24 protein-coding genes, 1 tRNA gene and 1 pseudogene are annotated in these 25,152 nt (G+C 73.9%); 14 read left to right on the top strand and 12 right to left on the bottom strand.

The window, feature by feature from the left end; translation table 11 throughout:
- Positions 1-236 precede the first annotated feature (236 nt).
- Genes AC6I72_RS22325 through AC6I72_RS22315 form a run of 3 tightly spaced genes read right to left on the bottom strand, consistent with a single transcriptional unit; the run spans position 237 to position 1,871 of the window.
- On the bottom strand, positions 237-806 hold the full coding sequence (locus tag AC6I72_RS22325) for an isochorismatase family protein (protein ID WP_498002929.1): 570 nt from the start codon (positions 804-806) through the stop codon (positions 237-239).
- Entirely contained in the window at positions 803-1,063 is a 261-nt protein-coding gene (locus tag AC6I72_RS22320; protein ID WP_498002928.1) for a DUF397 domain-containing protein, read from the bottom strand. Before AC6I72_RS22320 ends, AC6I72_RS22325 begins: the two co-directional genes overlap by 4 nt.
- Entirely contained in the window at positions 1,044-1,871 is an 828-nt protein-coding gene (locus tag AC6I72_RS22315; protein WP_498002926.1) for a helix-turn-helix domain-containing protein, read from the bottom strand. Before AC6I72_RS22315 ends, AC6I72_RS22320 begins: the two co-directional genes overlap by 20 nt.
- A gap of 90 nt (positions 1,872-1,961) precedes the next feature.
- Here AC6I72_RS22315 and AC6I72_RS22310 point away from each other — a divergent pair, with 90 nt between their 5' ends.
- Positions 1,962-2,408: an ATP-binding protein gene (locus AC6I72_RS22310; RefSeq protein WP_498002924.1), complete on the top strand. Its 447-nt coding sequence runs from the start codon at positions 1,962-1,964 to the stop codon at positions 2,406-2,408.
- 76 nt (positions 2,409-2,484) lie between these two features.
- Here the strand turns inward: AC6I72_RS22310 and AC6I72_RS22305 are convergent, their stop codons facing one another.
- Positions 2,485-3,504 (bottom strand): aldo/keto reductase, encoded by a 1,020-nt coding sequence (locus AC6I72_RS22305; RefSeq protein WP_498002923.1) that lies wholly within the window; start codon positions 3,502-3,504, stop codon positions 2,485-2,487.
- Positions 3,505-3,797: 293 nt separating this feature from the next.
- Between AC6I72_RS22305 and AC6I72_RS22300 the strand changes: the two genes are divergently transcribed.
- Positions 3,798-4,313, top strand: a complete 516-nt coding sequence (locus AC6I72_RS22300; protein ID WP_051812629.1) for a TetR/AcrR family transcriptional regulator — start codon at positions 3,798-3,800, stop codon at positions 4,311-4,313.
- Positions 4,314-4,358: 45 nt separating this feature from the next.
- Here AC6I72_RS22300 and AC6I72_RS22295 read toward each other — a convergent pair whose 3' ends face one another.
- The gene (locus AC6I72_RS22295) at positions 4,359-5,954 is read right to left on the bottom strand and encodes a glycosyltransferase family 39 protein (protein ID WP_498002921.1); all 1,596 of its coding nucleotides are present in this window, start codon (positions 5,952-5,954) and stop codon (positions 4,359-4,361) included.
- A 1-nt stretch (position 5,955) separates the two neighbouring features.
- Positions 5,956-7,989, bottom strand: a complete 2,034-nt coding sequence (locus tag AC6I72_RS22290) for a bifunctional glycosyltransferase 87/phosphatase PAP2 family protein (protein WP_498002919.1) — start codon at positions 7,987-7,989, stop codon at positions 5,956-5,958.
- A gap of 753 nt (positions 7,990-8,742) precedes the next feature.
- Here AC6I72_RS22290 and proP point away from each other — a divergent pair.
- A complete protein-coding gene (proP, locus tag AC6I72_RS22285; protein ID WP_498002917.1) occupies positions 8,743-10,119 on the top strand; it encodes a glycine betaine/L-proline transporter ProP in 1,377 nt (458 codons plus the stop codon).
- Positions 10,120-10,398: 279 nt separating this feature from the next.
- A complete protein-coding gene (locus tag AC6I72_RS22280; RefSeq protein ID WP_498002915.1) occupies positions 10,399-11,070 on the top strand; it encodes an O-methyltransferase in 672 nt (223 codons plus the stop codon).
- Between the two features lie 53 nt (positions 11,071-11,123).
- Here AC6I72_RS22280 and AC6I72_RS22275 read toward each other — a convergent pair whose 3' ends face one another.
- On the bottom strand, positions 11,124-11,516 hold the full coding sequence (locus AC6I72_RS22275) for an FHA domain-containing protein (protein ID WP_498002913.1): 393 nt from the start codon (positions 11,514-11,516) through the stop codon (positions 11,124-11,126).
- 150 nt (positions 11,517-11,666) lie between these two features.
- Between AC6I72_RS22275 and AC6I72_RS22270 the strand changes: the two genes are divergently transcribed.
- Complete coding sequence (locus tag AC6I72_RS22270; RefSeq protein WP_498002911.1) at positions 11,667-12,089, top strand: DnaJ family domain-containing protein; 423 nt, start codon at positions 11,667-11,669, stop codon at positions 12,087-12,089.
- 162 nt (positions 12,090-12,251) lie between these two features.
- Positions 12,252-12,824: pseudogene (locus AC6I72_RS22265) on the top strand (GNAT family N-acetyltransferase); the annotation flags it as partial.
- Between the two features lie 110 nt (positions 12,825-12,934).
- On the opposite strand, the gene AC6I72_RS22260 reads toward AC6I72_RS22265, so the two are convergent.
- Positions 12,935-15,094, bottom strand: coding sequence for a DHA2 family efflux MFS transporter permease subunit (locus tag AC6I72_RS22260; protein WP_498002909.1), 2,160 nt, complete (start codon positions 15,092-15,094; stop codon positions 12,935-12,937).
- Between the two features lie 163 nt (positions 15,095-15,257).
- On the opposite strand from AC6I72_RS22260, the gene AC6I72_RS22255 reads away from it, so the two are divergent.
- A complete protein-coding gene (locus tag AC6I72_RS22255; RefSeq protein ID WP_498002907.1) occupies positions 15,258-16,616 on the top strand; it encodes a peptidoglycan-binding domain-containing protein in 1,359 nt (452 codons plus the stop codon).
- Positions 16,617-16,940: 324 nt separating this feature from the next.
- Here AC6I72_RS22255 and AC6I72_RS22250 read toward each other — a convergent pair whose 3' ends face one another.
- Both AC6I72_RS22250 and AC6I72_RS22245 read right to left on the bottom strand, forming a co-directional pair.
- Positions 16,941-17,600, bottom strand: a complete 660-nt coding sequence (locus AC6I72_RS22250) for an HAD-IA family hydrolase (RefSeq protein ID WP_498002906.1) — start codon at positions 17,598-17,600, stop codon at positions 16,941-16,943.
- 522 nt (positions 17,601-18,122) lie between these two features.
- A complete protein-coding gene (locus tag AC6I72_RS22245) occupies positions 18,123-18,701 on the bottom strand; it encodes a TMEM165/GDT1 family protein (protein WP_498002904.1) in 579 nt (192 codons plus the stop codon).
- A gap of 384 nt (positions 18,702-19,085) precedes the next feature.
- On the opposite strand from AC6I72_RS22245, the gene AC6I72_RS22240 reads away from it, so the two are divergent.
- The 3 genes from AC6I72_RS22240 to AC6I72_RS22230 all read left to right on the top strand — a co-directional run bounded on the left by AC6I72_RS22240 (position 19,086) and on the right by AC6I72_RS22230 (position 22,198).
- Positions 19,086-19,757: an HNH endonuclease family protein gene (locus AC6I72_RS22240; protein WP_498002903.1), complete on the top strand. Its 672-nt coding sequence runs from the start codon at positions 19,086-19,088 to the stop codon at positions 19,755-19,757.
- Positions 19,758-20,735: 978 nt separating this feature from the next.
- On the top strand, positions 20,736-21,188 hold the full coding sequence (locus AC6I72_RS22235; RefSeq protein ID WP_498004778.1) for a DoxX family protein: 453 nt from the start codon (positions 20,736-20,738) through the stop codon (positions 21,186-21,188).
- Between the two features lie 371 nt (positions 21,189-21,559).
- Entirely contained in the window at positions 21,560-22,198 is a 639-nt protein-coding gene (locus AC6I72_RS22230; RefSeq protein WP_037854155.1) for a DedA family protein, read from the top strand.
- 47 nt (positions 22,199-22,245) lie between these two features.
- On the opposite strand, the gene AC6I72_RS22225 is transcribed toward AC6I72_RS22230, so the two are convergent.
- Both AC6I72_RS22225 and AC6I72_RS22220 read right to left on the bottom strand, forming a co-directional pair.
- Entirely contained in the window at positions 22,246-22,479 is a 234-nt protein-coding gene (locus tag AC6I72_RS22225; RefSeq protein WP_498002901.1) for a DUF2277 domain-containing protein, read from the bottom strand.
- A 13-nt stretch (positions 22,480-22,492) separates the two neighbouring features.
- Complete coding sequence (locus AC6I72_RS22220) at positions 22,493-23,041, bottom strand: GNAT family N-acetyltransferase (RefSeq protein ID WP_498002899.1); 549 nt, start codon at positions 23,039-23,041, stop codon at positions 22,493-22,495.
- A gap of 113 nt (positions 23,042-23,154) precedes the next feature.
- Here AC6I72_RS22220 and AC6I72_RS22215 point away from each other — a divergent pair, with 113 nt between their 5' ends.
- The 4 genes from AC6I72_RS22215 (at position 23,155) to AC6I72_RS22200 (ending at position 25,152) form a co-directional block, all read left to right on the top strand.
- Positions 23,155-23,517 (top strand): DUF8825 domain-containing protein, encoded by a 363-nt coding sequence (locus AC6I72_RS22215; RefSeq protein ID WP_498002898.1) that lies wholly within the window; start codon positions 23,155-23,157, stop codon positions 23,515-23,517.
- 105 nt (positions 23,518-23,622) lie between these two features.
- Positions 23,623-23,694: transfer RNA gene (locus AC6I72_RS22210), tRNA-Val, on the top strand.
- A 246-nt stretch (positions 23,695-23,940) separates the two neighbouring features.
- The gene (locus AC6I72_RS22205; protein WP_498002896.1) at positions 23,941-24,711 is read left to right on the top strand and encodes a DUF4097 family beta strand repeat-containing protein; all 771 of its coding nucleotides are present in this window, start codon (positions 23,941-23,943) and stop codon (positions 24,709-24,711) included.
- A gap of 9 nt (positions 24,712-24,720) precedes the next feature.
- Positions 24,721-25,152 carry a hypothetical protein gene (locus AC6I72_RS22200; protein WP_498002895.1) on the top strand — a complete coding sequence of 144 codons (432 nt, stop codon included), beginning with the start codon at positions 24,721-24,723 and terminating at the stop codon, positions 25,150-25,152.

Genomic DNA, 25,152 nt, shown 5'->3' with positions numbered 1-25,152 from the left:
AACTACACCGTCAGTTACGCCGACAGCAGCGGCACCGAGCAGACCACCACATGTCCCACCGGCTGCCTGCTCTTCTATCCCGGAACTGCCACCACCCTGCGCAAACCGAGGCTCGTGGGCACCAGTAGTTGGGACACCACCATCACCGGCATCTTCTGACCCGGGCGCCCGCCCATCGCAGCGAGGGGAGGGTCCGGGCACCGGCGCCGTCGGGCCGGGAGTGATCGCGTGAGCGGTCACTCCCGGCCCGGCGCGCCCCCGAAGTCCACGTCCGTGCTGTTCACCGTCCCGCCCGTGCGGCCCGGTGCCGCCTGGTGGCGCCAGTACAGGTTGGTGTGGGCGATCACCTGGTCCGCGGGCGGAGCGCCCCAGCGCGTCAGGTCCTCCGTGGTGTGGGCGTCGCCGACCAGAACCGTGTCGTACCCCCGCACGAACGCGCCGTGCAGGGTCGAGCGGATGCAGGCGTCGGTCGCCGCGCCGGCCACGAAGAGCCGGCCGACGCCGAGGTCCGACAGCACGGACTCCAGAGTGGTGTCCTCGAAGGAGTCGCCGTAGTTCTTGTGGACGAGGGGTTCCCCCTCCGCCGGCGTCAGCTCGGGGACGATCCGCCAGCCGTCGCTGTCCTTCACCAGCTCGTCGTCGGAGTGCTGCACCCACACGACGGGCACGTCTTCCCGCCGGGCGCGCTCGACCAGGGCCGCGATGGTCGCGACGACCGCGTCCCGTGCGTGGGCCCTGGCGACGGCGTCGACCTGGACGTCCACGACCAGCAGCGCGGTCCCGGGCCGGTTTTCGAGCGTGGTCATCGCTGCCCGGCCTGCGAGACCCAGCCCACGAAACCGGTGAACGCTCCGGGCCGGAAGGTGAGCACCGGCCCGGCGGCCACCTTCGAGTCGCGCACGGCGACGGAGGCGCAGGGGGTGCCGACGATCTCCAGGCAGTTACCGCCCTGGTCGCCGCTGTACGTGGACTTGCGCCAGGCCAGGGACCCGAGCGGCGCGCACTCCACGCAGTTACCGCCCTGGTCGCTGCTGTAGCTGGACTTACGCCAGTTGCTTCCCATAGCGGTCCTCCATCACGCGCCGGATCAGCTCCGCCGAGTCCTTGAGGGAGAGTGCGGCGGCCTGAAGGTGATCGTAACGGAGCGAACAGTCCTTTACTGTCTCCGGGTTGGCGGTCGGATGCCCGCTCCCATAGCCCTCCGTGTAGACGATCGTCGGATCGGTGGCGAAGCGGTAGACGTCGAACGAGCCGGTCATTCCCGCGTGTGCGCCGCTCTTGAACGGCAGCACCTGGATGTTGATCAGGGGGTGGTGTTCGAACGACAACAGGCGGGCCAGTTGTTCGCGCATGGTCTCCGGCCCGTCGATCTCCAAGTAGAGAGCTGCTTCGAGCAGAATCACCCAGTAGACCGGGGGCTGCTCCTTCTCGAAGATGCGCTGGCGGTCCAGTCGCACAGCGGTGCGGTCGTCGAGATCGGACTGGTCCAGCGCACCGAGCACAGCACGCGCGTACGCCTCGGTTTGAAGGAGCCCGGGCACCATGCCCATCTCGAAGGAGTAGATCCGGGCAGAGCGCGCTTGCAACTCCGCCACCTGCTGGAACCAGCCCGGAAGCTGGCTCCTCATCACCAACTCGACCAGCCGGGACAGCAGTCCCCCTGTGCCGAGAGCTGCATCCACCCGCTCGCTGAAGGCGGGCGTCGGCAGCTTCCGCGCCGTCTCCACCTGTCCCACCAGCGACGCCGTGTAGTTGACGATCTCCCCCAACTGCCGCTGGGTCAGGCCCGCGGCCTCCCGCAGCCGCCGCAGCTCGTAGCCGTAGTAGTCCAGCGGCGAGGCCCCCGGGTCGAGGACATTGATGTTGGTCACGCGCGGTCCCCTTTCCACGGGACGCCCACGGGCGGACCCGTTGTGTCCGTTCCGTGGCACAGCGTAGTGACAGCACGTCAGTCTCGTCCTGTGAACGATTACTTCCCCTCGGTCCTGGCCGGTCCCCGCCCCGCCCAGTACCGCATGACCTTCACCGCCGGTGAGCACTCGGCGCGGCACATCCGCCGCATCGTCCGCTCGTACCTGGCCGAATGGGACCTCGTCGAGCTGGCCGACGCCGTGGAGCTGGCCGTGACCGAGCTGGTCGCCAACGTCGTACGGCACGTCCCGGACCGCCGCTGCACGCTGCTGTTGCTGCGGCAGACGGCCGGGGTACGGGTGGAAGTCACCGACAGCTCGTCCGAACTGCCCGCGACGCCGGGGGACTTGTCTCCGGACGCGGAGGGCGGGCGCGGTCTGCTGCTGCTCGACGCGGTGGTGGACAAGTGGGGGGTGGAGCGGATGCGGCAGGGCGGCAAGACGGTGTGGTTCGAATGCGGTCCCGCGCCCCGCCGCCTCACTCACCTCGGCGGCTGAACCGCTGGACCTGCGCGCCGTACGGGCCGCACGTCCAGGAGCGGCCGGAGCGGCCGGGTCCCCCCGGCCGGTCCGGTCAGCGGCGCCGCAGCGAGGCGTCCAGCAGGGACGGCGGGGTGTCGAACTTCTCGTCCGGGGCGAGGTCGGTGCCGGGGGCGACGATCCCGTCGACGGCGTCGAGGACGTCGGCGGGCAGCACCGTGTCCGCGGCGGCGAGCTGCGCGCGCAGGTGGTCCAGGGTGCGGGGGCCGATGAGGGCGCTGGTCACGGCGGGGTGGGCGGTCACGAAGCCGAGGGCGAGCTGGATCATCGTCAGTCCGGCCTCGTCGGCGACCCGGGCGAGCTTCTCGACCGCGTCGAGGCGGGCCTGGTTGGCGGGGACGCTCAGGTCGAAGCGGTCCGGCAGGAGGCCGGAGCGGTGGGTGGTGATGTCGCGGCCCGCGCGGACGGCGCCCGACAGCCAGCCGGAGGCCAGCGGGCTCCACGCCAGTACGCCGAGGCCGTACTCCTCGGTGACGGGCAGGACGTGCGCCTCGATACCGCGCTGGAGCAGGGAGTAGCTGGGCTGTTCGGTGACGTAGCGGCTCAGGCGGTGCTCACGGGCGGCCCACTGGGCCTGCACGATGCGGTGGGCGGGGAAGGTGGAGGAGCCGAAGTAGCGGATCTTCCCGGCGCGTTGCAGATCGGTCAGGGCCGAGAGGGTCTCCTCGTCGCCGGTGGCCGGGTCCCAGCGGTGGAGCTGGTAGAGGTCGACGTGGTCGACACCGAGGCGGCGCAGGCTGTCCTCCAGCGCGGTGACCAGCCAGCGGCGGGAGCCGCCGCGGTGGTTGCGCTCGTCGCCCATCGGCATGCCCGCCTTGGTGGCGAGCACGATGTCGTCGCGGCGGCCGGCGATGGCCTTGCCGACCATCTCCTCCGACTCGCCGTCGCCGTACATGTCGGCGGTGTCGATGAGGTTGATCCCCGCGTCGAGGGCGGCGTCGACGAGGGCGGTGGCCTCCTCCTGGGTGGTGCGGCCGATGGGGCCGAAGTTCATCGCGCCGAGCGCGAGGGAGCTGACCTGTACGCCGGTACGGCCGAGGGTGCGGTACTGCATGAGCTGGTTCCTCCGGGAGGGGAGCGGGGGCGGGCAGGGGTGGCCGGAGGGTCGCCGTTCTGGCATCATGAACAAACGGAACGACGCTCCGGTAAGCCCTGACGAACGATACGGAACATCGTTCCGCTTTGGCAACCCGCAATCCCGGCAGGGAAGGACACGGCACGGTGAAGGACAGCGACGAGGGGACGGGGGGCGCCCCGGGCGCGGGCCGGGGCGGCTCGGCTGCGGCGGGCGCGGCCTCCGGGGGCGAGCGGGCCAAGCGGGCGGACGCGCGGCGCAACAAGGAGACCCTGCTCGACGCGGCGGCCGCGGTCTTCGTCACGTCGGGCGTGGAGGCGCCGGTCCGTGACATCGCGGCGAAGGCCGGTGTCGGCATGGGCACCATCTACCGCCACTTCCCCACCCGGGCGGACCTCATCGTCGCCGTCTACCGGCACCAGGTGGAGGCCTGCGCCGAGGCGGGCCCCGCCCTGCTGGAGGGCGGCGCGAGCCCGCACGCCGCGCTGGCGCGGTGGATCGACCTCTTCGTCGACTTCCTGGTCACCAAGCACGGCCTGGCCGCCGCGCTCCAGTCCGACGACGCCGGGTTCGAGACGCTGCACGCCTACTTCCTCGACCGCCTCGTCCCGGTCTGCGGTGAGCTGCTCGACGCGGCGGCGGCCGCCGGCGAGATCAGCCCCGGCGTGGCGCCCTACGAGCTGATGCGCGGCGTGGGCAACCTCTGCATCGGCGCGGAGAACGACCCGCGCTACGACGCACGCCGCCTGGCCCAGCTCCTGGTCGCGGGGCTGCGGCGGGCCGACTGAGCCAGAGGGGAGGCCCGGGTCGCCGCAGGGCCCGGGCGGCCCGTCTCAGCGTGCGCAGCGGCCGGTGGGGGCGTAGACGATCACCTGGGCGCCGTGGACGCGGGTGCGGGCGCAGACCTCGAAGCGGCGGCGCAGGACGTCCCGTTTGACCGCCTCCTGCGGGTAGGGGTCCAGGGGCTGCCCGGCCGGGTCGGCGAGGGCGACGACCCGGCGGGCCGCGAGGAGGCGCCGCCGGATCGTCGCGGCGGGCAGTTCGGTGCCCTCCAGGGTGCCCGAGGACGCGGGTGACTCGGCCAGGGCGAGGTCGTCCAGACCGGCGTAGAGGCGGGGGCGGGAGAGCAGCCACTCACGGCGCCGGGCGGGCAGGAACAGGACGGCGTCCCCGGGCCGGGCGAGATTACGGACCGCGCGGGAGACGGCGACCACGTCGTCCTTGCGGCTCTGCGGGGAGCGGACCGACAGCGACCAGGGCAGCAGGACGGCCACCGCCGTGACGGCCGCCAGGCAGGCCGCCGGGACCCGGATGGCCGGAGCAACCCGGAAACGGGCGGAGAGCGCACGGTCCAGGGCCGCGCCCGCGAGCAGGGCGGCGCCCGTCATGCCGTAGATCACGTACCGGTCGACGTACAGGGGTTCGGCGAGGGAGACCGTCATCAACAGCCCGGCCGGGGCCACCGCGAGCCACAGGCCCAGCCACACGAGGGTCCGGCGCCCGCTGTCACCGTGATCCCCGCCGTCAGCCTCGTCCCCGGCGTCACCCTCACCCCCGTCGTCCCGGATGCCCTCGCCGTCCCGGCCGCCGCCATCCCGGGTGATCCCGCCGTCCCCGTCGTCACGGACCGGGCGGCGGGGCAGCAGCAGCCCGGCCAGCAGGGCGCAGACCGCCGCGACGGCCGCGTACGCGAGCCACTGGGCGGCGCTCGGGCGGCCGAGCCAGCCCAGTTGCCGGTCCGCCTGGCGGGCGCTCACGACGGCCAGGGGCAGCAGCGCGGCGAGCACGGCGGCCGACGCGACCGCCCAGCGGCGCAGCACCCGGCGCGGCACCCGCAGCCGCCACAGCGTCAGGGCGTGGGCCGCGAGCACGAGGACGGCGAACTCGTGCAGCCAGCAGGCCAGCGCCAGGACCGCCGCGTACCCCGCCCACCAGCGGCGGGGCGCCGAGCCGGTGCCGCGCACGAAGAGGTACGCGGCCCAGGTGACCGCCGCGGTGACCAGCGCGTAGGACCGGCCCTCCTGCGCGTACTGCTGGGTCACCGGGAGCAGGACGAAGATTAGCCCGGCCAGGACACCGGTCCGGCGGCCCGCCAGCCGCGCGCCGGTGACCCCGACACCCGCCGCCGCCACCGCCGTCGCCAGCACCGAGGGCAGCCGCAGGGCGAGCGGACCGCCGTCCCAGAGGCCGAACAGCGCGTGCATGAGGAGGTAGTAGAGGCCGTGCACCGCGTCGATGTGGCCCAGCAGGTGCCTCAGCTCACCCGTCGAACGGTGGGCCACTTGGTAGGTGACGGACTCGTCGCGCCACATGCTGTCCTGCCGGCCGATCCCCCACAGGCCCAGGGCCACGGCGAGCGCGGCGGGCAGGAGGGCGGGCGCGAGGGAGGCGGACACGCGCGCCGTCCGGCGGCCCCCCTGCCACGCCATGTCAGCTCCCGACCGGTGCGGGTCTCGGCTCCTCGGCGGCGTGGGCGGGGCGGGGCTCCGCCGCCGCGCGGGGGCCCGACAGCAGGTACGTCAGGGCGAAGCCCGCGCAGACCACGGTGGCGCCGCCCACCGCGTCGAGCACCCAGTGGTTGGCGGTGCCCACGATCGCGGAGACCGTGAACAGCGGGTGCAGCAGCCCGAGGGCCTTCATCCACCACCTCGGCGCGACGACGGCGATCACCAGACCGCACCACAGCGACCAGCCGAAGTGCAGCGACGGCATCGCCGCGTACTGGTTGGTGAGCGCGGTCATCGCACCGTAGTCCGGCTTGGCGAAGTCCTGGGCGCCGTGCACCGTGTCGATGAAGCCGAGGCCCGGCATGAGCCGGGGCGGGGCCAGCGGGTAGAGCCAGAAGCCGAGCAGGCCGAACAGCGTGGCGCCGCCCAGGGCGGTGCGCGCCCACCGGTAGTCCACCGGCCGCCGGACGTAGAGCACGGCGAGGACCGCCAGCGGCACGACGAAGTGGAACGTCTCGTAGTAGTAGCTGAGGAAGTGGTCCAGCCGGGGCACCCGGACCATCGCGTGGTTCGCCCAGTGCTCGACGTCGAGGTGCAGGGCGTGCTCGAGGGAGTGGATCTGGCGGCCGTGGTGCTCGGCGGTGGCACGGCTGCCGCGGGCGGCCAGCCGCACCTGGGAGTAGGCGGCGTAGGTGACGCGGATCAGGAGGAGTTCGAGCAGGAGGCTGGGGCGGGTCAGCACCCGGCGCAGGAACGGGACGAGCGGCACGTGCCGGAACCGGGCCGGGACCGGGGCCGCGTACCGGGTGGGGACCGGGGTGCGGTAGTGGTCCGAGGCCCGGGACAGGAACGGCACGGAGGTCGCCGCCGCCAGCGCGGCCACCAGGACCGTGTTCTCGCGCACCAGGTGCAGGACCGGCATGTCCGGCAGCAGCATCTTCGCCGGCAGGGTCATCACGAGGACCACCGCGACCGGCCAGACGTACCGGTGCGAGGCGCGCCGTCCGGCCCGGCCCACGATCGCGAGCAGCACCCACAGCAGCTGGTGCTGCCAGGCGGTGGGCGACACGGCGATGGCGGCGCAGCCGGTGACGGCGACCGCGAGCAGCAGCTGGCCGTCGCGGGCGTAGCGCACCGCCCGGCGCAGCGCGAGGACGGCGACGGCCGCGCCCAGGGCCAGGAAGAGGCCGATCTCCAGCGGTCCGGCCAGGCCGAGGCGCAGCAGCGCGCCGTGCAGGGACTGGTTGGCCAGGCCGTCGGCCCGGCCGCCCAGACCCGTCCCGGCGATGTGGTGGATCCAGTACGTGGCGGAGTCGTGCGGCATGGCCGCCCAGGCGAGGGCGGTGCCCGCGGCGAAGGTGCCGCCGGTGACGGCGGCGGCCCGTCTGCGGCCGGTGCACCACAGCAGCGGCACGAACAGCAGCACGGTGGGCTGGAGGGCGGCGGCGAGACCGGCCAGGACGCCGCAGGCCCGCTGCCCGCGCACCACGAAGAGGCCGAGCAGCACCAGCAGGACCGGGATGACGCCGCTCTGGCCGAGCCAGAACGCGTCGCGCACCGGCAGCGACAGCATGAGCAGGCTGATCGCCACGGGCGCGGCCGTCAGCGAGGCACGGCGCCCCGCCGGCTGGGGCAGCGCGTGGGCGGCGATCAGACCGAGGGCGACGACGAGCAGGAGGGTGCCGAAGATCCAGGTCCAGCCGAGTGCGTCCTCGGCGGCCTTCGTCAGCGGCTTGAGGACGAGACCGCTGAAAGGGGTGCCGGTGAACCGGGTCGAGTCGTACAGCGACCCGTTGACGTGCAGGACGCCGCCCGGCCCTGCCCACGTCTCCAGGGCCGGCAGCCGTTCCCCGCGGGGGGTGGCGAGGACGGCGGCCACCTGCCGTGCCGCGAGGAGCCCGGCGACCAGCCAGAGGCCCAGGCGGGCCGCCCGCATCCGCGCTCCGGCCGGGGCGGCGGCAGCCGCCGCTCCCGGGTAGGCCGCCCTCGGTCCGCCACTGCGCTCCGTATCCGCCACGCCCTGTCGGCCTCCCGCCCCACTTGTCATGCGTCCCACAACGTCCGGGATCTCCTGGTTCTGTCCCGGTACGAACCCTATGGGGCGCGCGGACGGGCGCGAAAAGACCCCCTATGCGCCGGTTTCCCCCTGCCTCCAGTGCGCCCCCCGCCCCCGGAACGCGCCGCTTGCCGGACGGTGACGGGCGCCCGAGGGCGCGGACAGGGGTGACGGAGAGTGTCCGGCGGTGGTTCGGCAGGCGCCCTCGCGGGGGCCGCGGGGAGCGTCTGCGGTGTCCGGGGGGCGCGCGAGAGCCCTCCGGGCGGCGGAAAAGCGTGCACCGGGGGGCCGTGCGGCGCGACAAGGATCACAGCGCCGGCACGTGCACGGCGCCCGACGGCGGGCATACGTACCTGCGTATCGCGCATTTAGCTGCACTGTGCATCTGCATGCTCACGATACGTAAAGGGACCAACCGGTCGTATGGTCGATTTCTGGCCCGCCGCGGTGGTCGCTTTCCGGCCACGCGGTACGGCGGACCGTCCCGTTCGGTCCGTGACGCACACGGGCCGCCCGGTTCGCGCCCGGCGCGGACCGGTTCCGGTCCGGCATCCGCGCGGGCCGCCTCGGTCCGTCATCCGCGCGGGCCGGTGTCGGTCCGTCCCTGTGCGGGCCGGTTTCGGTCCGCGTTCGGCGCGGGCCGGTTCGGTCCGCCGACAGCGCTGCCGCGTGGGCCGTGTCCCTGCCCCCGTCGAAAGGTAGGCGAGCGAAGCCTTGTCGGCTGCCACCGTCACCGCGCCCCGTTCCGTGTCCCTCACCAAGAACCGCTCCGACCGCTCCCGCGCCACCGTCACGGACCCGGCACTCGTCCGGCGCGCCGTGAAGGCAGCCGCGCTGGGCAACGCCATGGAGTGGTTCGACTTCGGTGTCTACAGCTACATCGCGGTGACCCTGGGCAAGGTCTTCTTCCCGTCCGGCAACCCCACGGCACAGCTGCTCTCCACCTTCGGCGCCTTCGCCGCGGCCTTCCTGGTCCGCCCGCTCGGCGGCATGGTCTTCGGCCCCCTCGGCGACCGGATCGGCCGCCAGAAGGTGCTGGCCGTCACCATGATCATGATGGCCGCGGGCACCTTCGCCATCGGCCTGATCCCGTCGTACGGGACGATCGGCGTCGGCGCCCCCATCCTGCTGCTGGCCGCCCGGCTGGTGCAGGGCTTCTCGACCGGCGGGGAGTACGCCGGCGCCTCCACCTTCATCGCCGAGTACGCCCCCGACCGGCGGCGCGGCTTCCTCGGGAGCTGGCTGGAGTTCGGCACGCTCGCCGGGTACATCGGCGGCGCGGGCCTGGTGACCCTGATGACGGCCCTGCTGTCCACGGACGACCTGACGTCCTGGGGCTGGCGGATCCCGTTCCTGATCGCGGGCCCGATGGGCATCATCGGCCTGTACCTGCGGATGCGCCTGGAGGAGACCCCGGCGTTCGCCGCCCAGGTCGAGAAGGCCGAGTCGAGCCGCCCGAAGGTTCCGCTGCGCGAGATGGTCACGGGCCAGTGGAAGACGCTGCTGCTGTGCATGGGCCTGGTGCTGGTCTTCAACGTCACCGACTACATGCTGCTGTCGTACATGCCGAGCTACCTGACCAGTCAGCTGAAGTACGACGAGACGCACGGCCTGCTGGTCGTGCTGGCCGTGATGGCGCTGATGATGATCGTCCAGCCGTTCGCCGGCGCCCTCACCGACCGGGTCGGCCGCCGCCCGGTGATCGCGGCGGGCTGCGCGGGCTTCCTGCTCCTGTCGATCCCGGCGCTGCTGCTGATCCGCCAGGGCAGCCTGCTGGCGGTGGGCCTGGGCATGGCCGCGCTCGGCCTGCTCCTGGTCTGCTTCACCGCGGCGATGCCGTCCGCGCTGCCCGCGCTGTTCCCGACCCGGGTGCGCTACGGCTCCCTGTCGATCGGCTTCAACATCTCCGTGTCGCTGTTCGGCGGCACGACTCCGCTGGTCGTCACGGCGCTGATCGGCGCCACCGGCAACATGATGATGCCCGCCTACTACATGATGGCGGCGTCGCTGATCGGCGGCGTGGCCGTGTGGTTCATGACGGAGTCGGCGGGACGCCCGCTGCCCGGCTCCCCGCCGTCGCTGGAGTCCTGACCGGGACGGAAGGGGTGGACGTGGCGATGCCGCGTCCACCCCTTCCGCATGCCCGGCCCCGCCTCCCTTCCGCCTGCCCTGCCCAGCCCTTTTCGCACGCCCTGCCCGCCCCCTTCCGCACGCCCTGCCCGCCCCCTTCCGCACGTCCGCATGCCTGCGCGCCCCCGCGCCCCTCGGCGGAAATTCCCCGAAACTGTTCCCTGCGGTCTCCACTCCGGGGCTATATTCGTTAGCGCAGCTAGTTAGCGCATCTAACTAGGCACACGAAAGGCATGGTGCATGAGCGACTCGCAGCTCTGGGACGACGTGGACGCCTACTTCACCGCCCTGCTCTCCCCGGAGGACGAATCCCTCCAGGCCGCGCAGCGCGACAGCGACACGGAAGGCCTGCCGCACATCAACGTCACGCCGAACCAGGGCAAGCTGCTCCAGCTCCTCGCCTGCCTCCAGGGAGCCCGCAACATCCTGGAGATCGGCACTCTGGGCGGCTACAGCACCATCTGGCTGGCCCGCGCGCTGCCCGCCGACGGCCGCCTGGTCACCCTGGAGTACGACGCCCACCACGCCGACGTCGCCCGCCGCAACCTCGCCCACGCCGGCCTGGACCGGATCGCCGAGGTGCGGGTGGGCCCGGCCCTGGAATCGCTGCCCAAGCTCGCCGACGAGAACCCGCCCCCCTTCGACCTGGTCTTCGTCGACGCCGACAAGGTCAACAACCCGCACTACGTGGAGTGGGCGCTGCGCCTGACGCGCACCGGCAGCCTGATCATCCTGGACAACGTGGTGCGCGGCGGCCGGGTGACCGACCCGGCGAGCACGGACCCGAGCGTGCGCGGCACCCGGGCCGCCCTCGAACTCATCGCGGAGCACCCCCGCCTGGACGGCACCGCGATCCAGACGGTCGGCAGCAAGGGCTACGACGGCTTCGCCATCGCCCGCGTACTGGACTGACCGGACCGGGCGCCCGGCACCCGGCACCCGGCAGGCAGACCGCCTGTCCGCGCTCAGACCTCGTGGTAGAAGCCCACGTTCACGCTGCGCGGGCTGGTGCGGTCCTGGACGACGATCTCGCCCGAGCCGCCCCGGGGCAGCGCCGCCGTGGCGCCGTAGGCGAGGGGCTGCGCGTGCTCGCCGACCGTCAGGCGGACCTCGGAGGACGGCTCGGGCTGCGAGCCGCGCAGCCAGGTGACCTGCCAGGCGCCCTCGGCCCCGCAGCGGAACTCCAGGTGCACCCGGGAGACGAACAGCCAGTCGTCGGGCGTCACCAGGCGGCACGCGGTCCCGTCCCGGCCCACGCGCAGTACTGCGCCCGGTTCGCTGGGCGCGTCGGCCATCAGCATGCCGGCCGTGGCGCCCGCCTCCGTCCCGGAGACGGAGGCCATGGTGAGTTCGAGCACGTGCGCTCCTCGTGGTTCGGGGCGCCCCGGGCCGCTGCCTTCGCCGCGTGCCCGGCCGTGCGCGCCAACACCGGTGACGGAGCGCCCGGTTGACGCACCGCGGCGGAATGATAAATCGCCTGGGCCGGGCGCGTCCGGCACAATGGCCTCATGACCGAGCGAAAGCCACCGGGTGTGCCGTTCGAGTCCTGGGTCGAGAAGGAGATCCGGGACGCGCAGGGGCGCGGTGACTTCGACCGGCTGCCCGGCGCGGGCAAGCCCCTCCCGGACGACACCACCTACGACGAACTGTGGTGGGTCAAGCGCAAGATGGCCCGCGAGGGCCTGTCCGTGCTGCCCCCGTCCCTCGCCCTGCGCAAGGAGGCCGAGGACGCGCTGGCGGCGGCGTACGCCGCCCCCTCTGAGAGCACCGTCCGGAAGATCGTCGCGGACATCAACACGAAGATCCTCGACATGATGCTCAAGCCGCCGCCGGGCCCGCCCCTGGGACTGAAGCGGTACGACGTCGAGGAGGTCGTCCACGAGTGGCGCACCCGGCGCGGACCGCACGGCACCCGCACGGCGGGCGAGTAGCGGCACCCGCACGGTGAGCGCGCTCCCGCGCGGCTCCTGCGACCGCTGCCGCCTCCTTGCCCCACGGCCCCTGCGGTCCGGCCGCCCGCTTGCCGCGTCGGCCCCCTGCCGCACCCGATAACCGGTTGCGCGGCCCCGCCGCCCCCCGCCGAGAATGTCCGCATGCCGCCCAGGACCGACCCCCCGCCCGCCCGCACACCCACGTCCGCGCCCCCGACCGGGCCCGCGACGGCGACCGCGAGCGGGGCCGGGGCCTGGACCGTGGCCCCCGAGCCCTACGACTCCGCGGTCGCCCTCGCACTCTGGCGGGCGTACTACACCGAGGTCAGCGACCGCTGGTACCTGCTGCACGAAGGCCACCGCACCGACCCGGCCGAGCTGGAGCGGGAGATCGCCGCCCGCACCGGCTCCGAACTCGCCCCGCCCACCGGCCGGTTGCTGGTCGCCCGGTACGGCGGCCGGCCTGCGGGCACGGCGGGCGTACGGCTGCTGGACGCGGCCACCGCCGAGCTGACCCGCGTCTTCCTGTGCGAGGAGGCGCGCGGCAGGGGCGGCGCGGCCCTGCTGGTCACCGCCGCCGAGGACGCGGCCCGCGCGCTCGGCGCCCGGCGGATGATCCTGGACACCCGCGGCGACCTGGTGGAGGCCCGCGCCCTGTACGCGCGCCTCGGCTACACGGAGACCGCCCGGCACAACGACGACCCGTACGCCGAGCACTGGTTCAGCAAGCCGCTCGGCGTCCACGAGGACGGCGCCGGCGGGGCCGTGGCGGGCGGCCGGGCGGCGCAGCGCGTCGGCGCCGATGCCCCGGCCGCGCACGACCGGGACGGGGTGAGCCGGCCGGGTCACGCGTAGCGGGGCGTCTGCCGGGTGACCGCCCGCTCGTCGTGCGGCCGTTCCGCGTCCGAGCCGCACAGCTCCCCGGTCAGTTCCTTCACCAACTGCGCCAGGTCGGTCGGCCGGTCGGGGCCCCACCAGTCGCCGAGCAGTTCGGCGAGCGACTCCTCGCGGGCCCGCGCCAGCCGCTCGGCGACCTCGCGCCCCCGGTCGGTCAGGACGAGGTCCAGACCGAGCCGCTGGGCCAGGTGCCGCTCCTCCACCTGGCGGGCCGCCTCCAGGATGACGGTCAGCGGGACGGGCACCCGCTCGGCCAGCAGGGCGGGCTCCACCCAGCCGTACCGTTTGATGCGCAGCACCAGCCAGCTCGTGGCGGGCAGCAGGTCGTAGCCCGCCCGCGCCGTGATCGTCCGGTAGATCTCGCGCCGCCCCTCGCGGGTGCCCAGCACCGACAGCGCCCGGCACACCTCGTCGTAGGAGGACCGTTCGACCGGGTTGGTGGCGAGCGTCTGCGTGCCGTCGGGCGCCGTGACCGAGCCGCGCAGCTTGTCCTCCTTCAGGAACCAGGCCAGCACGAAGGCGAGGAGGGCCACCGGAGCGGCGTAGAGGAAGACGTCGGTGATGGCGGAGGCGTACGCGTGCAGGGCGGCCGGGCGCAGCGCGGACGGCAGGGCGGCGATGCCGCGCGGATCGGACTTGAGGGAGCCCGCCGAGACGCCCGGCGGCAGGTGGGCGCCCCGGAAGGCGGCGGCGAGCTGGTCGGCGAGCCGGCTCGCGAAGACCGTGCCGAAGATCGCCACCCCGAAGGACGCGCCGATGGACCGGAAGAAGGTGGCACCGGAGGTGGCGACGCCCAGGTCCTCGTAGCTGACGGCGTTCTGCACGATGAGGACGAGCACCTGCATGACCAGGCCGAGCCCCAGGCCGAAGACGAAGAAGCAGCCGCTCATCTCGGCGGTGGAGCTGTGCTCGTCGAGGCGGTGCAGCAGGAGCAGGCCGACCGTGGTGACGGCGGTCCCGGTCACCGGGAACACCTTCCAGCGGCCGGTGCGGCTGACGATCTGCCCGGAACCGGTGGAGGCCAGCAGCATGCCGACCACCATCGGCAGCATGTGCACGCCGGACAGCGTCGGCGAGATGCCCCGCACGACCTGGAGGAACGTCGGCAGGTACGTCATCGCGCCGAACATCGCGAAGCCGACGATGAAGCTGATGACGGCGGAGAGCGTGAAGGTGCGGATGCGGAACAGCTTCAGCGGCAGCACCGGCTCGGCCGCCCGGCGCTCGGCGGCCACGAACGCCGCCACGAGGGCGACACCGGCCACCACCAGGCCGATGATCTGCGGCGAACCCCACGGCCAGGTCGTGCCGCCGAGCGAGGCGACCAGCACCAGGCAGGTGGCGACCGAGGCGATCAGCAGCGTGCCGAGGTAGTCGATGACGTGGTGCTGCGCCTTGCGCGGGATGTGCAGGGCGGCGGCGATCACGGCCAGGGCCACGATGCCGACGGGCAGGTTGACGTAGAAGACCCAGCGCCAGCTGAGGTGCTGGGTGAAGATCCCGCCGAGCAGTGGTCCGAGCACACTCGTCGCACCGAAGACAGCGCCGAACAGCCCCTGGTACCGGCCGCGTTCACGCGGTGAGACGACGTCGCCCACGATGGCCATGGACAGCACCATCAGCCCGCCGCCGCCCAGGCCCTGAAGCGCCCGGAACGCGATCAGCTCGGGCATGTTCTGCGCCATCCCGCACAGCGCCGAGCCGATCAGGAAGATCACGATGGCGGTCTGGAACAGCTTCTTGCGCCCGTACTGGTCACCGAGCTTGCCCCACAGCGGGGTCGCGGCGGTCGACGCCAGCAGGTAGGCGGTGACCACCCAGGACAGGTGCTCCAGACCGCCGAGGTCGCTGACGATGGTGGGCAGCGCGGTGGACACGATCGTCTGGTCCAGCGCGGCGAGCAGCATGCCGAGGAGCAGCGCGCCGATGGAGACGAGCACGTTGCCCGAGACGTGCTCGGACTCACCCGGGTCGGCGCCGTGCGGAGGCGGCGGTACGGACGGCGGTATGGGCGACCCCCCCGTTCCCGCCGTTCCCGCCGCTGCGGCCGTCGTCGGCACCCCGGGCGTCTCCGACATGCCGGCCCTGCCCTGTCCATCCCCGGCCATGAAGACCTCCCGACGCTCTCGTGACCTCTTCCATCGTCACCGGTGTGTCCCGGTATGGCCTGTCGAGTCCCCCCTTCGGGCCCGCCGTTCCGGGGGCTTCGGGGAGAAGGTGTGGAGAGGATCTGCATAATCCTTGGAGTCCGGACTGGGAGGGGACCCACGCGTGGAAGAGCCGAAGGGGCATGTCTGCCCGGAGTGCGGAGCGCCCCGGAGCGCGGACAACTCCCCGTCGTGCGCCTGCCGGCAGCGAGCGGCCGACGCCCTGCGCGACGCGCGGACGGCGGAAGCGGCAGCGGCGGAGGACTTCGATCCGCTGCGCATACGGCCATACGTGGACTACGGGGACTACGGGGGCTCCGGGGACTCTGGAGGCCAGGAGGGCTCCTGGGACCATGGCGGCGACGGCACCGGCCGGGGCGGCGCGGAGGGCGCAGGCGGCACGCGGGGCACGGAGGGCTCCGCGTCCCCGGAAGGCTCGGGCGTGACCCTGGCGCCGGGGAACCCGCAGGCCGCCCCGGGTGCCGGGCCGGACACGACCACGACGACGCCCCCGGCCACGAAGCCCACGCCGACGCCGGTGCCGACGACCGACGGGACGGACGCGCCGCGTACGACCGGCGCGGCACACCCGGCCGACGCCGCGCACAACGGCGAGACGGCGGCCGGCGCCCGCACGGAGGCGCCGACGCGGGCCGTCCCGGCCGTCGAGGCCACCATGCCGCTGCGGACGGTCGCGCTCCCCGCTCCGCTGACGCCCCGGGCGGACGCGCCGAGCGCGACCGACCTGAACCTGTTCGACTCCGGCGGCACCCACGCCTTCGAGAGCATCGGGGGCGCGGCGGGCGACGGCGGTGGTGAAGGCGGTGCGGGCGGTGAAGGCGCGGCGCCGGAAGGGCGCCGTCGCCGCCGCCGGCCCGCCGCCCTGCTCGCCGTCTCGGCGGCGGTGGTCGCGCTCGCGGCGGCGTGCGCGTACGCCGGGGGCCTGTTCTCGTACAAGTCCCCGGCCCGGGACGGCGCCGCCCACGAGGTACGGGAGGGCATCCCCGACGCCCCGACGTCCGCCGCGCCCGCGGCCCCGCCGAGGAGCCACGTCCCCGCGCCCTCTCCCAGCGTGTCGGCGTCGGCGAGCGCGTCGCCGTCCGCCACCGCGAGCCCGTCCGCGTCCCCGTCGCCCTCCGCGACGAGCGCCTCACCGTCACCGTCCGGGTCCACGGGCTCCGCCCCGCCGGGGCTCGCACCCACCGCCCCCGCCCAGACCGCCTCCGCGTCCCCCCGGGTCACGCGGACGCCCCTCCCCCCGGCCACGCTGCGCCGGGGCGACCGCGGCCCCGAGGTGAGCGAACTGCAGGAGCGCCTGGCGCGGCTGTACCTCTACACCGGCCGGATCGACGGCTTCTACGACCAGCACGTGGAGAACTCGGTACGGACCTACCAGTGGGCCCGCGGCATCACCACGGACGGCCTCGGCGTCTACGGCCCGGCGACGCGGGCGAGCCTGGAGGCGGAGACGTCCCACCGGTGAGGCCCGTTCCGCCGGGCAAGCCAGGTCCGACCCGGTCTGGTCCGGTCTGGTCCGGTGGTCCGGTCTGGTCTGACAGACCGCGCGTGGTCAGCCCGTGGGAGCCCCGTGAGGTGAGGGTGGCTTGGGGGGGTGGGGGTGGGGAGGCGGTGGATCTCCACCCCTGATTCCACCCGTGGGCCCAGGTACCGGGAGCCTCTTCCCGCCGCCGAGGCGGGCCCGGGCCGATTCGACCCGGGTCCCCCACGTGCGGGCGGACCGGTCAGGCCACGTTGAGGCGGGCCCTCGCGGGCGGGCAACCCGGTCAGGCCAGGTTCAGGCGGGTCGTCAGCCCACGTGCAGGCGGACCGTGCCGTCCTCGGCCGGCTCGACCCGGACCTGCGTGAGGTCGCGCACCGCCGCGTCGGGCCGGTGCAGGGCGGCGCGCGGGCCGATGCCGATCACCCGCATCCCGGCGGCCCGCCCGGCGGCGATGCCCGCGCCGGAGTCCTCGAAGACCAGGCAGTCGGCGGGGGCGATGCCGAGTTCGGCGGCGCCCTTCAGGAAGCCCTCCGGATCGGGCTTGCTCGCGCCGACGGACTCGGCGGTGACCCGCACGTCCGGCAGGGGCAGGCCCGCGGCGGCCATCCGGGCCGTGGAGAGGGCCACGTCCGCGGAGGTCACGAGCGCGTGCGGCAGGCCGCGCAGCGCGGCCAGGAACTCCGGCGCGCCGGGTACCGCCACCACGCCCTCCATGTCCGAGGTCTCCTCGGCGAGCATGCGGGCGTTCTCGGCGAGGTTCTGCTCCTGGGGCCGGTTCGGCAGCAGCAGCGCCATCGTGGCGTGTCCCTGCCGGCCGTGGACCACCTTCATCACCTCGTCGCCGTCCAGACCGTGCCGGTCGGACCAGCGCCGCCAGACGCGCTCGACGACCGCGTCCGAATTGACGAGGGTGCCGTCCATGTCCAGCAGGAAGGCTCGGGCGGTGAGCACGGCGGTGGCCGTCATCGGCAGCTCCAAGGCGCGCAGGGGCGTGGGGTGGGCCCCGGGGTGACCCGCCGGACGTTCCGGGGGTGGAGGACAAGGCGGCCCCGCCCGCCGGTCAGGGAGTGCGGGCGGGAGCCACTTTGTTCCTCCACGGTACAAAACAAGTCGGGCATCACGCCACCGCCGGGCGAAACCTTCATCCGGAGTTCAGCTCCGCGCCGGCCCCGGGGCACGCCCAGCGGCGCCCACGGCACCCCGCGACCAGGCGTCCCGGGGCACGCCCAGCGGCGGGCACGGCACCCCGCGACCAGGCGCCCGGCCGCAGTGAGGAGCGGGAGCACGGCGGACGCGGCGCCGGGCGACAGCACCAGGGCCGTAGCCCCGAGCGACGGCACCCGGGCCGCAGCTCCGGGCCGGAGCCCCGGACGGCAGCACCAGGGCCGCACCGCCGAGCGACAGCGCCGCGGGCGCCACGCGATCGGGGGCCGCACCGCCGAGCGACAGCACCGCGGGCGCCGCGCGGCCGGGGGCCGCCTCGGGTGCTCAGGCCACCGCCTCCCACAGGCTCCACACACCGAGGGCGAGCATCAGCACGGCCGCTACCTTGGTGATCAGGTTCAGCGGTACGCGCCGCATCAGCGCCTTGCCGCCGACGATGCCGAGCCCGGCGACCGCCCAGAGGGCCAGGACCGCGCCCAGTCCCACGGAGACGGGGTCGTCGTAACGGGCGGCGAGGTTCGCCGTCATGATCTGGGTGAGGTCGCCGAACTCGGCGACCAGGATGAGCATGAAGCCGGTCCCCGCGACCCGCCAGAAGGACTGGTCCTGCGGCTGCCGGATCTCCTCGTCGTCGTCGTCCTTCTTCAGCAGCAGCACGGCCGCGCCGCCGAGGAAGAGCACGCCCGTCAGCGCGTGCACGATCCGCTGCGGCAGCAGCGTCAGCACGCTGCCCGCCGCCACGGCCAGCACGACGTGCAGCAGGAAGGCGGCGGCGACTCCGGCGAAGACGTAGGAGGCGCGGTAACGGGTGCCGAGGACGAGTCCCGCCAGGGCCGTCTTGTCCGGCAGCTCGGCGAGGAAGACGACGCCGAAGACGAGCGCCAGGACGCTGAGACTGATCACTGTCCCTCAATCGGTCGGGCCACCCCGCCGAGAGTGCTGCGATCCGTGCGACCAGAGCCTCGGCAGGGCAGCGCACGGATGCACCCGTGCCGTACGCACGGGCGTGCACTGCTGTGCCGAAGGTCTCGCTGGCCGCCCCCGGACCCTGTCCGAGGCCTGCCTCCGGGCGCCGGCTCAGCCCAGCTGAGCAGTATGTCGACGGTCCGGCGAAGAGCTACTCCCCTTCTGCGCCGTCCATCCTACGCGACCGGAAGTTCTGTCACGGGGCTTGTCATGTCATGCACGCGTCACTAACTTCTCACCGCGCGCACACCTCCCCGCAACGCGCCGCCGCGAGCATTCCCACACTCGCGCCGAAAACCCCCACGACTCAAGGGAGTTCACATGGTCCGCAGGTTCCGCAGGTCTTCCCGGCCCGCGTTCTACGCGCGTCGACGACTGGGCATACTCACGGCCCTCACGGGCCTCCTCGCCACCGCCGCACTGATCAACTCCCCGGCCGCCTCCGCCGCCCTGCCCACACCGGTCAGCGCCGCCACCGCCCGCGGCTACCTCGCCTCCCTCACCGTCGCCACCGAGAACCGCACCGGTTACGACCGCGCCCTCTTCCCGCACTGGATCACCATCAGCGGCAGCTGCAACACCCGCGAGACCGTCCTCAAGCGGGACGGCTCGAACGTCACCACCGACTCCTCCTGCGCCGCGACGAGCGGCAGCTGGTACTCGCCCTACGACGGCGCGACCTGGACCGCCGCCTCCGACCTGGACATCGACCACCTCGTGCCGCTCGCCGAGGCCTGGGACTCGGGGGCGAGCAAGTGGACCACGGCGCAGCGCCAGGCCTTCGCCAACGACCTGACCCGCCCGCAGCTCATCGCCGTCACCGACAACGTGAATCAGGCCAAGGGCGACCAGGACCCGGCGACCTGGGTGCCGTCCCGGTCGGCGTACGTCTGCACGTACGTGCGCGCCTGGGTCCAGGTGAAGTACTACTACAACCTGTCGGTCGACTCCGCGGAGAAGAGCGCCCTCCAGGGCTACCTCGCAAGCTGCTGACGGGCCCCGCCGCGCCACGGGCCCCGTCCACGGCTGCCCCTCCCGTCACCGCCCCCTTCGGCCCCGCCCTCCGCCCGCCCTACTGCGCACGCCCGTACGGGCTGACGGAGGAGGGCGGGTTTCGCCGTCCGGCGGCCATCGCCCGGCCGCCACCTCCCGGCGACCGCCGCCCGCCACCACCATCCGGCCACCGCCACCCTCCTCCACCATCCGGCCACCGGCATCCGGTCACCGCCGCCCGCCACCGCCATCCGGCCACCGGGATCCGGTCACGCCGCCCGCCACCGCCGCCCGGTCAGCGCCGTCCCGCCACGACCGCCACCGTCGCCGCCCAACCGCCGCCGTCCGGCCGCCGCTGCGCCGTCCGGCCGCCGTCCGCCCGCCGCCCGCCGTCGCATCGCCCGGCCAGACGCCGCGCCGCTCCGTCCGGCCCTCCGCCCCGCCTGTCCGAGCGCGCCCGTCCGAGCCGGGCCGCCTGGCGGGGTCGGCGGGGTGCCCGGCCGGACACGGTCCGCCCGCCTCCGCGCGCCGCCCGCCCGCCGATGGCTGATCCGAGCCATCGGCCGCCCGGGGCCGTACCCGGCTCTTTTGGTTCGGTCATGTGTTCGTCAACTCGGCGTTCGTCAGCGTGCGCGCCGGCCGCGTCAGCGGCGGCTCCGGGCGCAGGCCGCGACCGCCGGCCGGGACCGGCCGGGGGCCGTAGCGGAGTCCCGCGCGGTCTCCGGGGCGCCCGGTGGTCCACCTGGTGGCACACCCCGTTATTCACCAGGTTGTCCGCCCCGCGGGAGGTTCGCGCACTTCACCCAATCCGCTGCGTACCGCGTCAAACGGAACCCGGGCGGGACCCCCACTCTGGCCAGATGTTGAACTTGCAAGTACTGATTAGGCCGACCTAACCTAGGTCACCCGTTCGGACGCGTCCCCCAGCCGGCCCCTCCCCGGGCCGGCCTGACCGAAGGAGAACCCCCCATGACCGGCTTGACCGGACGTCTCAACTCCGCGCAGCCCTATGTCCTCGGCCTCTTCCGCATCGTCGTGGGACTGGTCTTCTTCTGCCACGGCGCCGCGTCCCTCTTCGGCGTGCTCGGCGGCGCGCCGGGCACCCACGGCGGCACGCTCGCGGCCGGCACCTGGCCGAACTGGTACGCGGCGGTCATCCAGGTGGTCGGCGGCGCCCTCGTCATGCTGGGCCTGGGCACCCGCGCCGCCGCGTTCGTCGCCTCCGGCTCCATGGCCTTCGCCTACTTCGACGTGCACCAGAAGGCGGCGCTGTGGCCGATCCAGAACGGCGGCGAGATGCCGGTGATGTTCTGCTGGGCCTTCCTGCTGCTGGTCTTCACCGGGTCCGGCGCGTTCGCCCTGGACGGGCTGCTCGCCCGGCGCTCGGCGCAGCGCACCCCCGCCACCGAGCAGACACCGGTCGCGGCCTGACGGCCGCCCGGCACCCCACCCGGCGGCACCCGCCCGGCACGGCGCCCACCCCCGCCGCGGCGCCCGCCCCGTGCGGGTGCCGGCGCCCCGGCCGCGGCGCCCATCCCGGACGGGTGCCGGTGCTCCGCCGTGGCGCGCATCCGAGGCCGGGTGCGGGTGCCCCGGCCGCCTCGCGTCCCCTGAGCCGCGTGGCCTGCCGGGTCCCGCGAACGCTCGGTCTCCTGCTCCCCTCACGAACACCTGAGCCCCCCCGTGGACCTCCTGTCACACCCCAGGCGTACGCTGTATGGCTGTTCACAGACCGCCCCTGCCGCTCCCCCGCGACATCGCGGCACACGGTCCGGTCCACGGGGGAGTTCAGGGAGTTCGCGGTGCTGGAGAGTGTGGCGAGGGTGGGGGCGCTCACCGGCACTCCGTGGATCTATGTCGCGGTGACCCTCTCGGTGCTGCTCGACGTCTTCCTGCCGGTGCTGCCCAGCGGTGTCCTGATCGTGACGGCCGCCACGGCGGCCGCCGCCGGCACGGGCGCCGCGGCCGGGCACGTCCCGCACGACGTGCCCGACATCCTCGCGCTGATTCTGTGCGCCGCGACGGCCTCGGTGCTGGGCGACCTCTTCGCCTACCGCCTGGCCCGGCGCGGCGGCGAGCGCCTGGACCGGGCCATCGCCCGCTCCCGCAGGCTCAGCACCGCGCAGGAACGACTCGGCGCGGCCCTCGCGCGCGGCGGCGGCGGTGCGCTCGTGGTCATCGCCCGGTTCGCCCCGGCCGGCCGCTCGGTCGTCTCGTTCAGCGCGGGCGCGGCGCACCGCCGGGTGCGCGAGTTCCTGCCCTGGTCCGCGCTGGCCGGCCTGTCCTGGGCCGCCTACAGCGTGGCGCTCGGCTACTTCGGCACCCGCTGGCTGGGCGCCGCCTGGCTCGCCACCTGCGTCTCCGTGGCGGCCCTGTTCGTGGCGGGCGCCGGGGCGGCGTACCTGATGCGCCGCACCCCGGAGCACCCGAAGGCGTCCTAGCTAGGCCCTGTCGTCGGTCTCCGTCCGCCCGGCCCGGCGGACGGCCCTCACCCGGTCGCTGTGCGCGTCCCCTGTCCCCGCACCTCCAGTCCCGCGAGCAGTTCCTCCGTGGCCGCCGCGATCACCTCGACCGCGTGGTCGAAGACCTCGCGGTTGTGCGCGGCGGGCGCGCGGAACCCCGACACCTTGCGGACGTACTGCAGCGCGGCGGCGCGGATCTCGTCACCCGTCGCCTCCTCGGGCAGGGCGGGCGGACGCAGCGTCTTGATGCTCCGGCACATGTCTCCAGTCTCCTCACCGCGGGCCGTCGGGCCGGCCCGCCGGTGCCGTCAGGTCCAGGCACCAGTCGTTGGTCTTGATCCAGTGACCCTTCGGATACTCGAACTCGGCCTCTCCCAGCAGGGTGAAGCCGGCCCGGCGGCAGACGCCGTTGGAGGCGGGGTGGTCCACGCTCGGGTACGCGTGCAGCCGACGGTGCGTGCCGGCGGCACGCGCCTGTTCCACCAGCGCCGACGCCGCGCGCGCCGCCAGTCCCCGCCCCTGGAAGGCGGGCGATATCGCCCATCCCGTCTCCCACACGGTCTCGCCCCGCCAGGACCGTTCCCAGAAGCCGATCGAGCCCACGGTGCGCCCGTCGTCCGCCGACACCACCCGGTACATCCGGCCGGCCGGCAGCTCCAGGTAGCGCCGGTGGCGCTCGGCGAGCTTCTCCTCGCTCTCGGAGCCGCCCAGGTGCGCGGTCATCTCGGGGCTGTTGTGCAGCCGCAGCAGCCACAGGTCGTCCTCGCCCCAGGGTTCCAGCCGTACCGCCGTCGTGTCCGTGCCACCGTCCGTCTTCTCCATTCCGCCACCGTAGGACAGGGGTCTGACAACGGGCCGTGACCGGCGAGTTCTCGAACGGATGAGCCCACCGAAGCAAGTCGCGACCCAAAATCGAACAGGCGTAGCATTGCGGCGTGGCTACGCCCTATGACTTCCCGAGTGACCTCCTCGCCGGCCAGGAGGAACTGCATCAGGTCCGGGCCGAGCTGTCCGCCCTGCTGAAACGGCTGCCGTGGTCGGTCGAACCGCTGGACGGGTTCAGCGACGACGGCGGCTGGCGCAAGGTGGAACGCCCCGCCTCGCCGGGCTGGACCGCCGACGAACAGGCCGAGGTGGAGAAGCTCCGCCGCCGCGAGCACGAGCTGGCGGTGTTCGTCACCACCCACCGGTACTGGTCCGAGTTCACCGGCACCGACGCCGTCACCGCACGCAGCCGGCTCAAGCACGCCCACGAGAACGCCGGACCCGGAGGCGGGGACGGGACCGACGGCGCATGATCCGCCGCCGCCCGGCCCGCCCCCGGGTCCGCCGCACCGCGCCCGGGGGCGCGCAACGGGTTTGCGGGGCAGTCCCCCCGGCAGGGTAGGCTGTCCACTCGTCCCGGGTGCGTAGCTCAGGGGTAGAGCGCCTGCCTTACAAGCAGGATGTCGGCGGTTCGAAACCGTCCGCGCCCACCGCGGTCGCGACACGCGAGCCAAGGCCCAGGTCCACGGGGTTGCCCCCGAGGACCTGGGCCTTCGGCATTCCCACGGGGGCACGCACCGGGCACGCACGGGGGTTTTCCCCACCGCCGATCCGCCGGTGCACCGGATTCTCCGCCCCGCCCGCTCCCCCTACGGTCGATGGTGACCACAGCGGAACACACCGTCCGCACACCGTCCACGTCAGTCCGTACCGGCCTGTCCCAGGGGGAGACCGTCATGTCCCGAACCGTTCCCGTCCGTGCCGTCGCCGTCACCGGCGTGGTCGCGGCCCTGCTCGCCACGGCGACCGCCTGCGGCGGCTCGGCCGGGGACGACAAGGACCCCGAACACCGCTCCTTCGCCCTGCACGGCCGCACCCTGACCGTGGACTCCGACGACTCGGCGCTGGAGATCGTCTCCGCCGACGACGTCAAGGCGCAGACCGTCCGGGTCACCCGGTGGTTCAAGGGCCACGTGCTGGTGGGCGACGACCCGCGGGTGACCTGGTCCATGAAGGACGACCGGCTGGTGCTGCGCCTGAAGTGCTCCGGGATCGTCGCGGACTGCGACGCCAGGCACCGGATCGAGGTGCCGCGCGGCGTCACCGTGAAGGTGCGGGAGAAGGACGGCAGCGTGCGGGCGCACGGCTTCAGGGATCCGCTGGACATCCGCACCTCGGACGGGTCCGTGCGCGTCACCGGCAGCACCGGACCGCTGGAACTGCGCACCCACGACGGCTCCGTGCGGGCGCAGGTGTCCTCGCGCCGGGTGCGGGCCACCACCGTCGACGGCTCGGTCCACCTCGACCTCGGCGCCGTGCCCGACCTCGTCGACGCGCACACCTCCGACGCCTCCGTCACCGTGGCGCTGCCCCGGGCCCCGTACCGGGTGACGACGAGGACCCACGACGGCTCCACCCATGTGTCGGTGCCCCGCGACGCCTCCAGCGCCCACGTCGTGTCCGCGCGGACCGCCGACGGAAGCATCACGGTGCGTACGGCGAACTGATCGGCCCGTGTGTTCGTCCTGCACTGGTGGGAGAATGATTTCCACGCTGATTCCACGCGGGGCGGACGACGGCACGGGGAGAGGGATGACGGCCACACCGGCGGCAGGGGCGACACCGCCCACTCCGGCTGCTCCTGCCACGCGGACAGGACCGGCCTCTCCACCGGCACCAACCACCCCGGCCGCCCCGGCCACGGTTACGTCCACGGCACCGGTCACCCCGACCGCCCCGGCCACGGTTACGTCCACGGCACCGGTCACCCCGACCGCAACGGTCACGGTGCCGACGGCATCGGCAGGACCGCCCCCCGCGCGCAAACCAGCCACCCCGGCAGGTCCGGCCGCTGCGCCGGAACCAGCCGTCCCGCCCGCGCCCCACCCCTCCCGCCGGCCGCGCGCGGCTTCCCGGCGGTCCCGCTCCGGCGCCCGGCCCGCCGGTGA

The sequence above is a fragment of the Streptomyces sp. Xyl84 genome (assembly GCF_059731885.1).
This window is presented reverse-complemented; position numbering and strand designations above follow the sequence as displayed.

Coding starts and splice junctions, on each gene's coding strand:
- AC6I72_RS22220 (WP_498002899.1), bottom strand. CDS start 23,041: ATGGAGAAGACGGACGGTGGCACGGACACGACGGCGGTACGGCTGGAA.
- AC6I72_RS22305 (WP_498002923.1), bottom strand. CDS start 3,504: ATGCAGTACCGCACCCTCGGCCGTACCGGCGTACAGGTCAGCTCCCTC.
- AC6I72_RS22260 (WP_498002909.1), bottom strand. CDS start 15,094: ATGGCCGGGGATGGACAGGGCAGGGCCGGCATGTCGGAGACGCCCGGG.
- AC6I72_RS22240 (WP_498002903.1), top strand. CDS start 19,086: ATGGTCCGCAGGTTCCGCAGGTCTTCCCGGCCCGCGTTCTACGCGCGT.
- AC6I72_RS22325 (WP_498002929.1), bottom strand. CDS start 806: ATGACCACGCTCGAAAACCGGCCCGGGACCGCGCTGCTGGTCGTGGAC.
- AC6I72_RS22205 (WP_498002896.1), top strand. CDS start 23,941: ATGTCCCGAACCGTTCCCGTCCGTGCCGTCGCCGTCACCGGCGTGGTC.
- AC6I72_RS22270 (WP_498002911.1), top strand. CDS start 11,667: ATGACCGAGCGAAAGCCACCGGGTGTGCCGTTCGAGTCCTGGGTCGAG.
- AC6I72_RS22295 (WP_498002921.1), bottom strand. CDS start 5,954: ATGGCGTGGCAGGGGGGCCGCCGGACGGCGCGCGTGTCCGCCTCCCTC.
- AC6I72_RS22225 (WP_498002901.1), bottom strand. CDS start 22,479: ATGTGCCGGAGCATCAAGACGCTGCGTCCGCCCGCCCTGCCCGAGGAG.
- AC6I72_RS22280 (WP_498002915.1), top strand. CDS start 10,399: ATGAGCGACTCGCAGCTCTGGGACGACGTGGACGCCTACTTCACCGCC.
- AC6I72_RS22320 (WP_498002928.1), bottom strand. CDS start 1,063: ATGGGAAGCAACTGGCGTAAGTCCAGCTACAGCAGCGACCAGGGCGGT.
- AC6I72_RS22250 (WP_498002906.1), bottom strand. CDS start 17,600: ATGACGGCCACCGCCGTGCTCACCGCCCGAGCCTTCCTGCTGGACATG.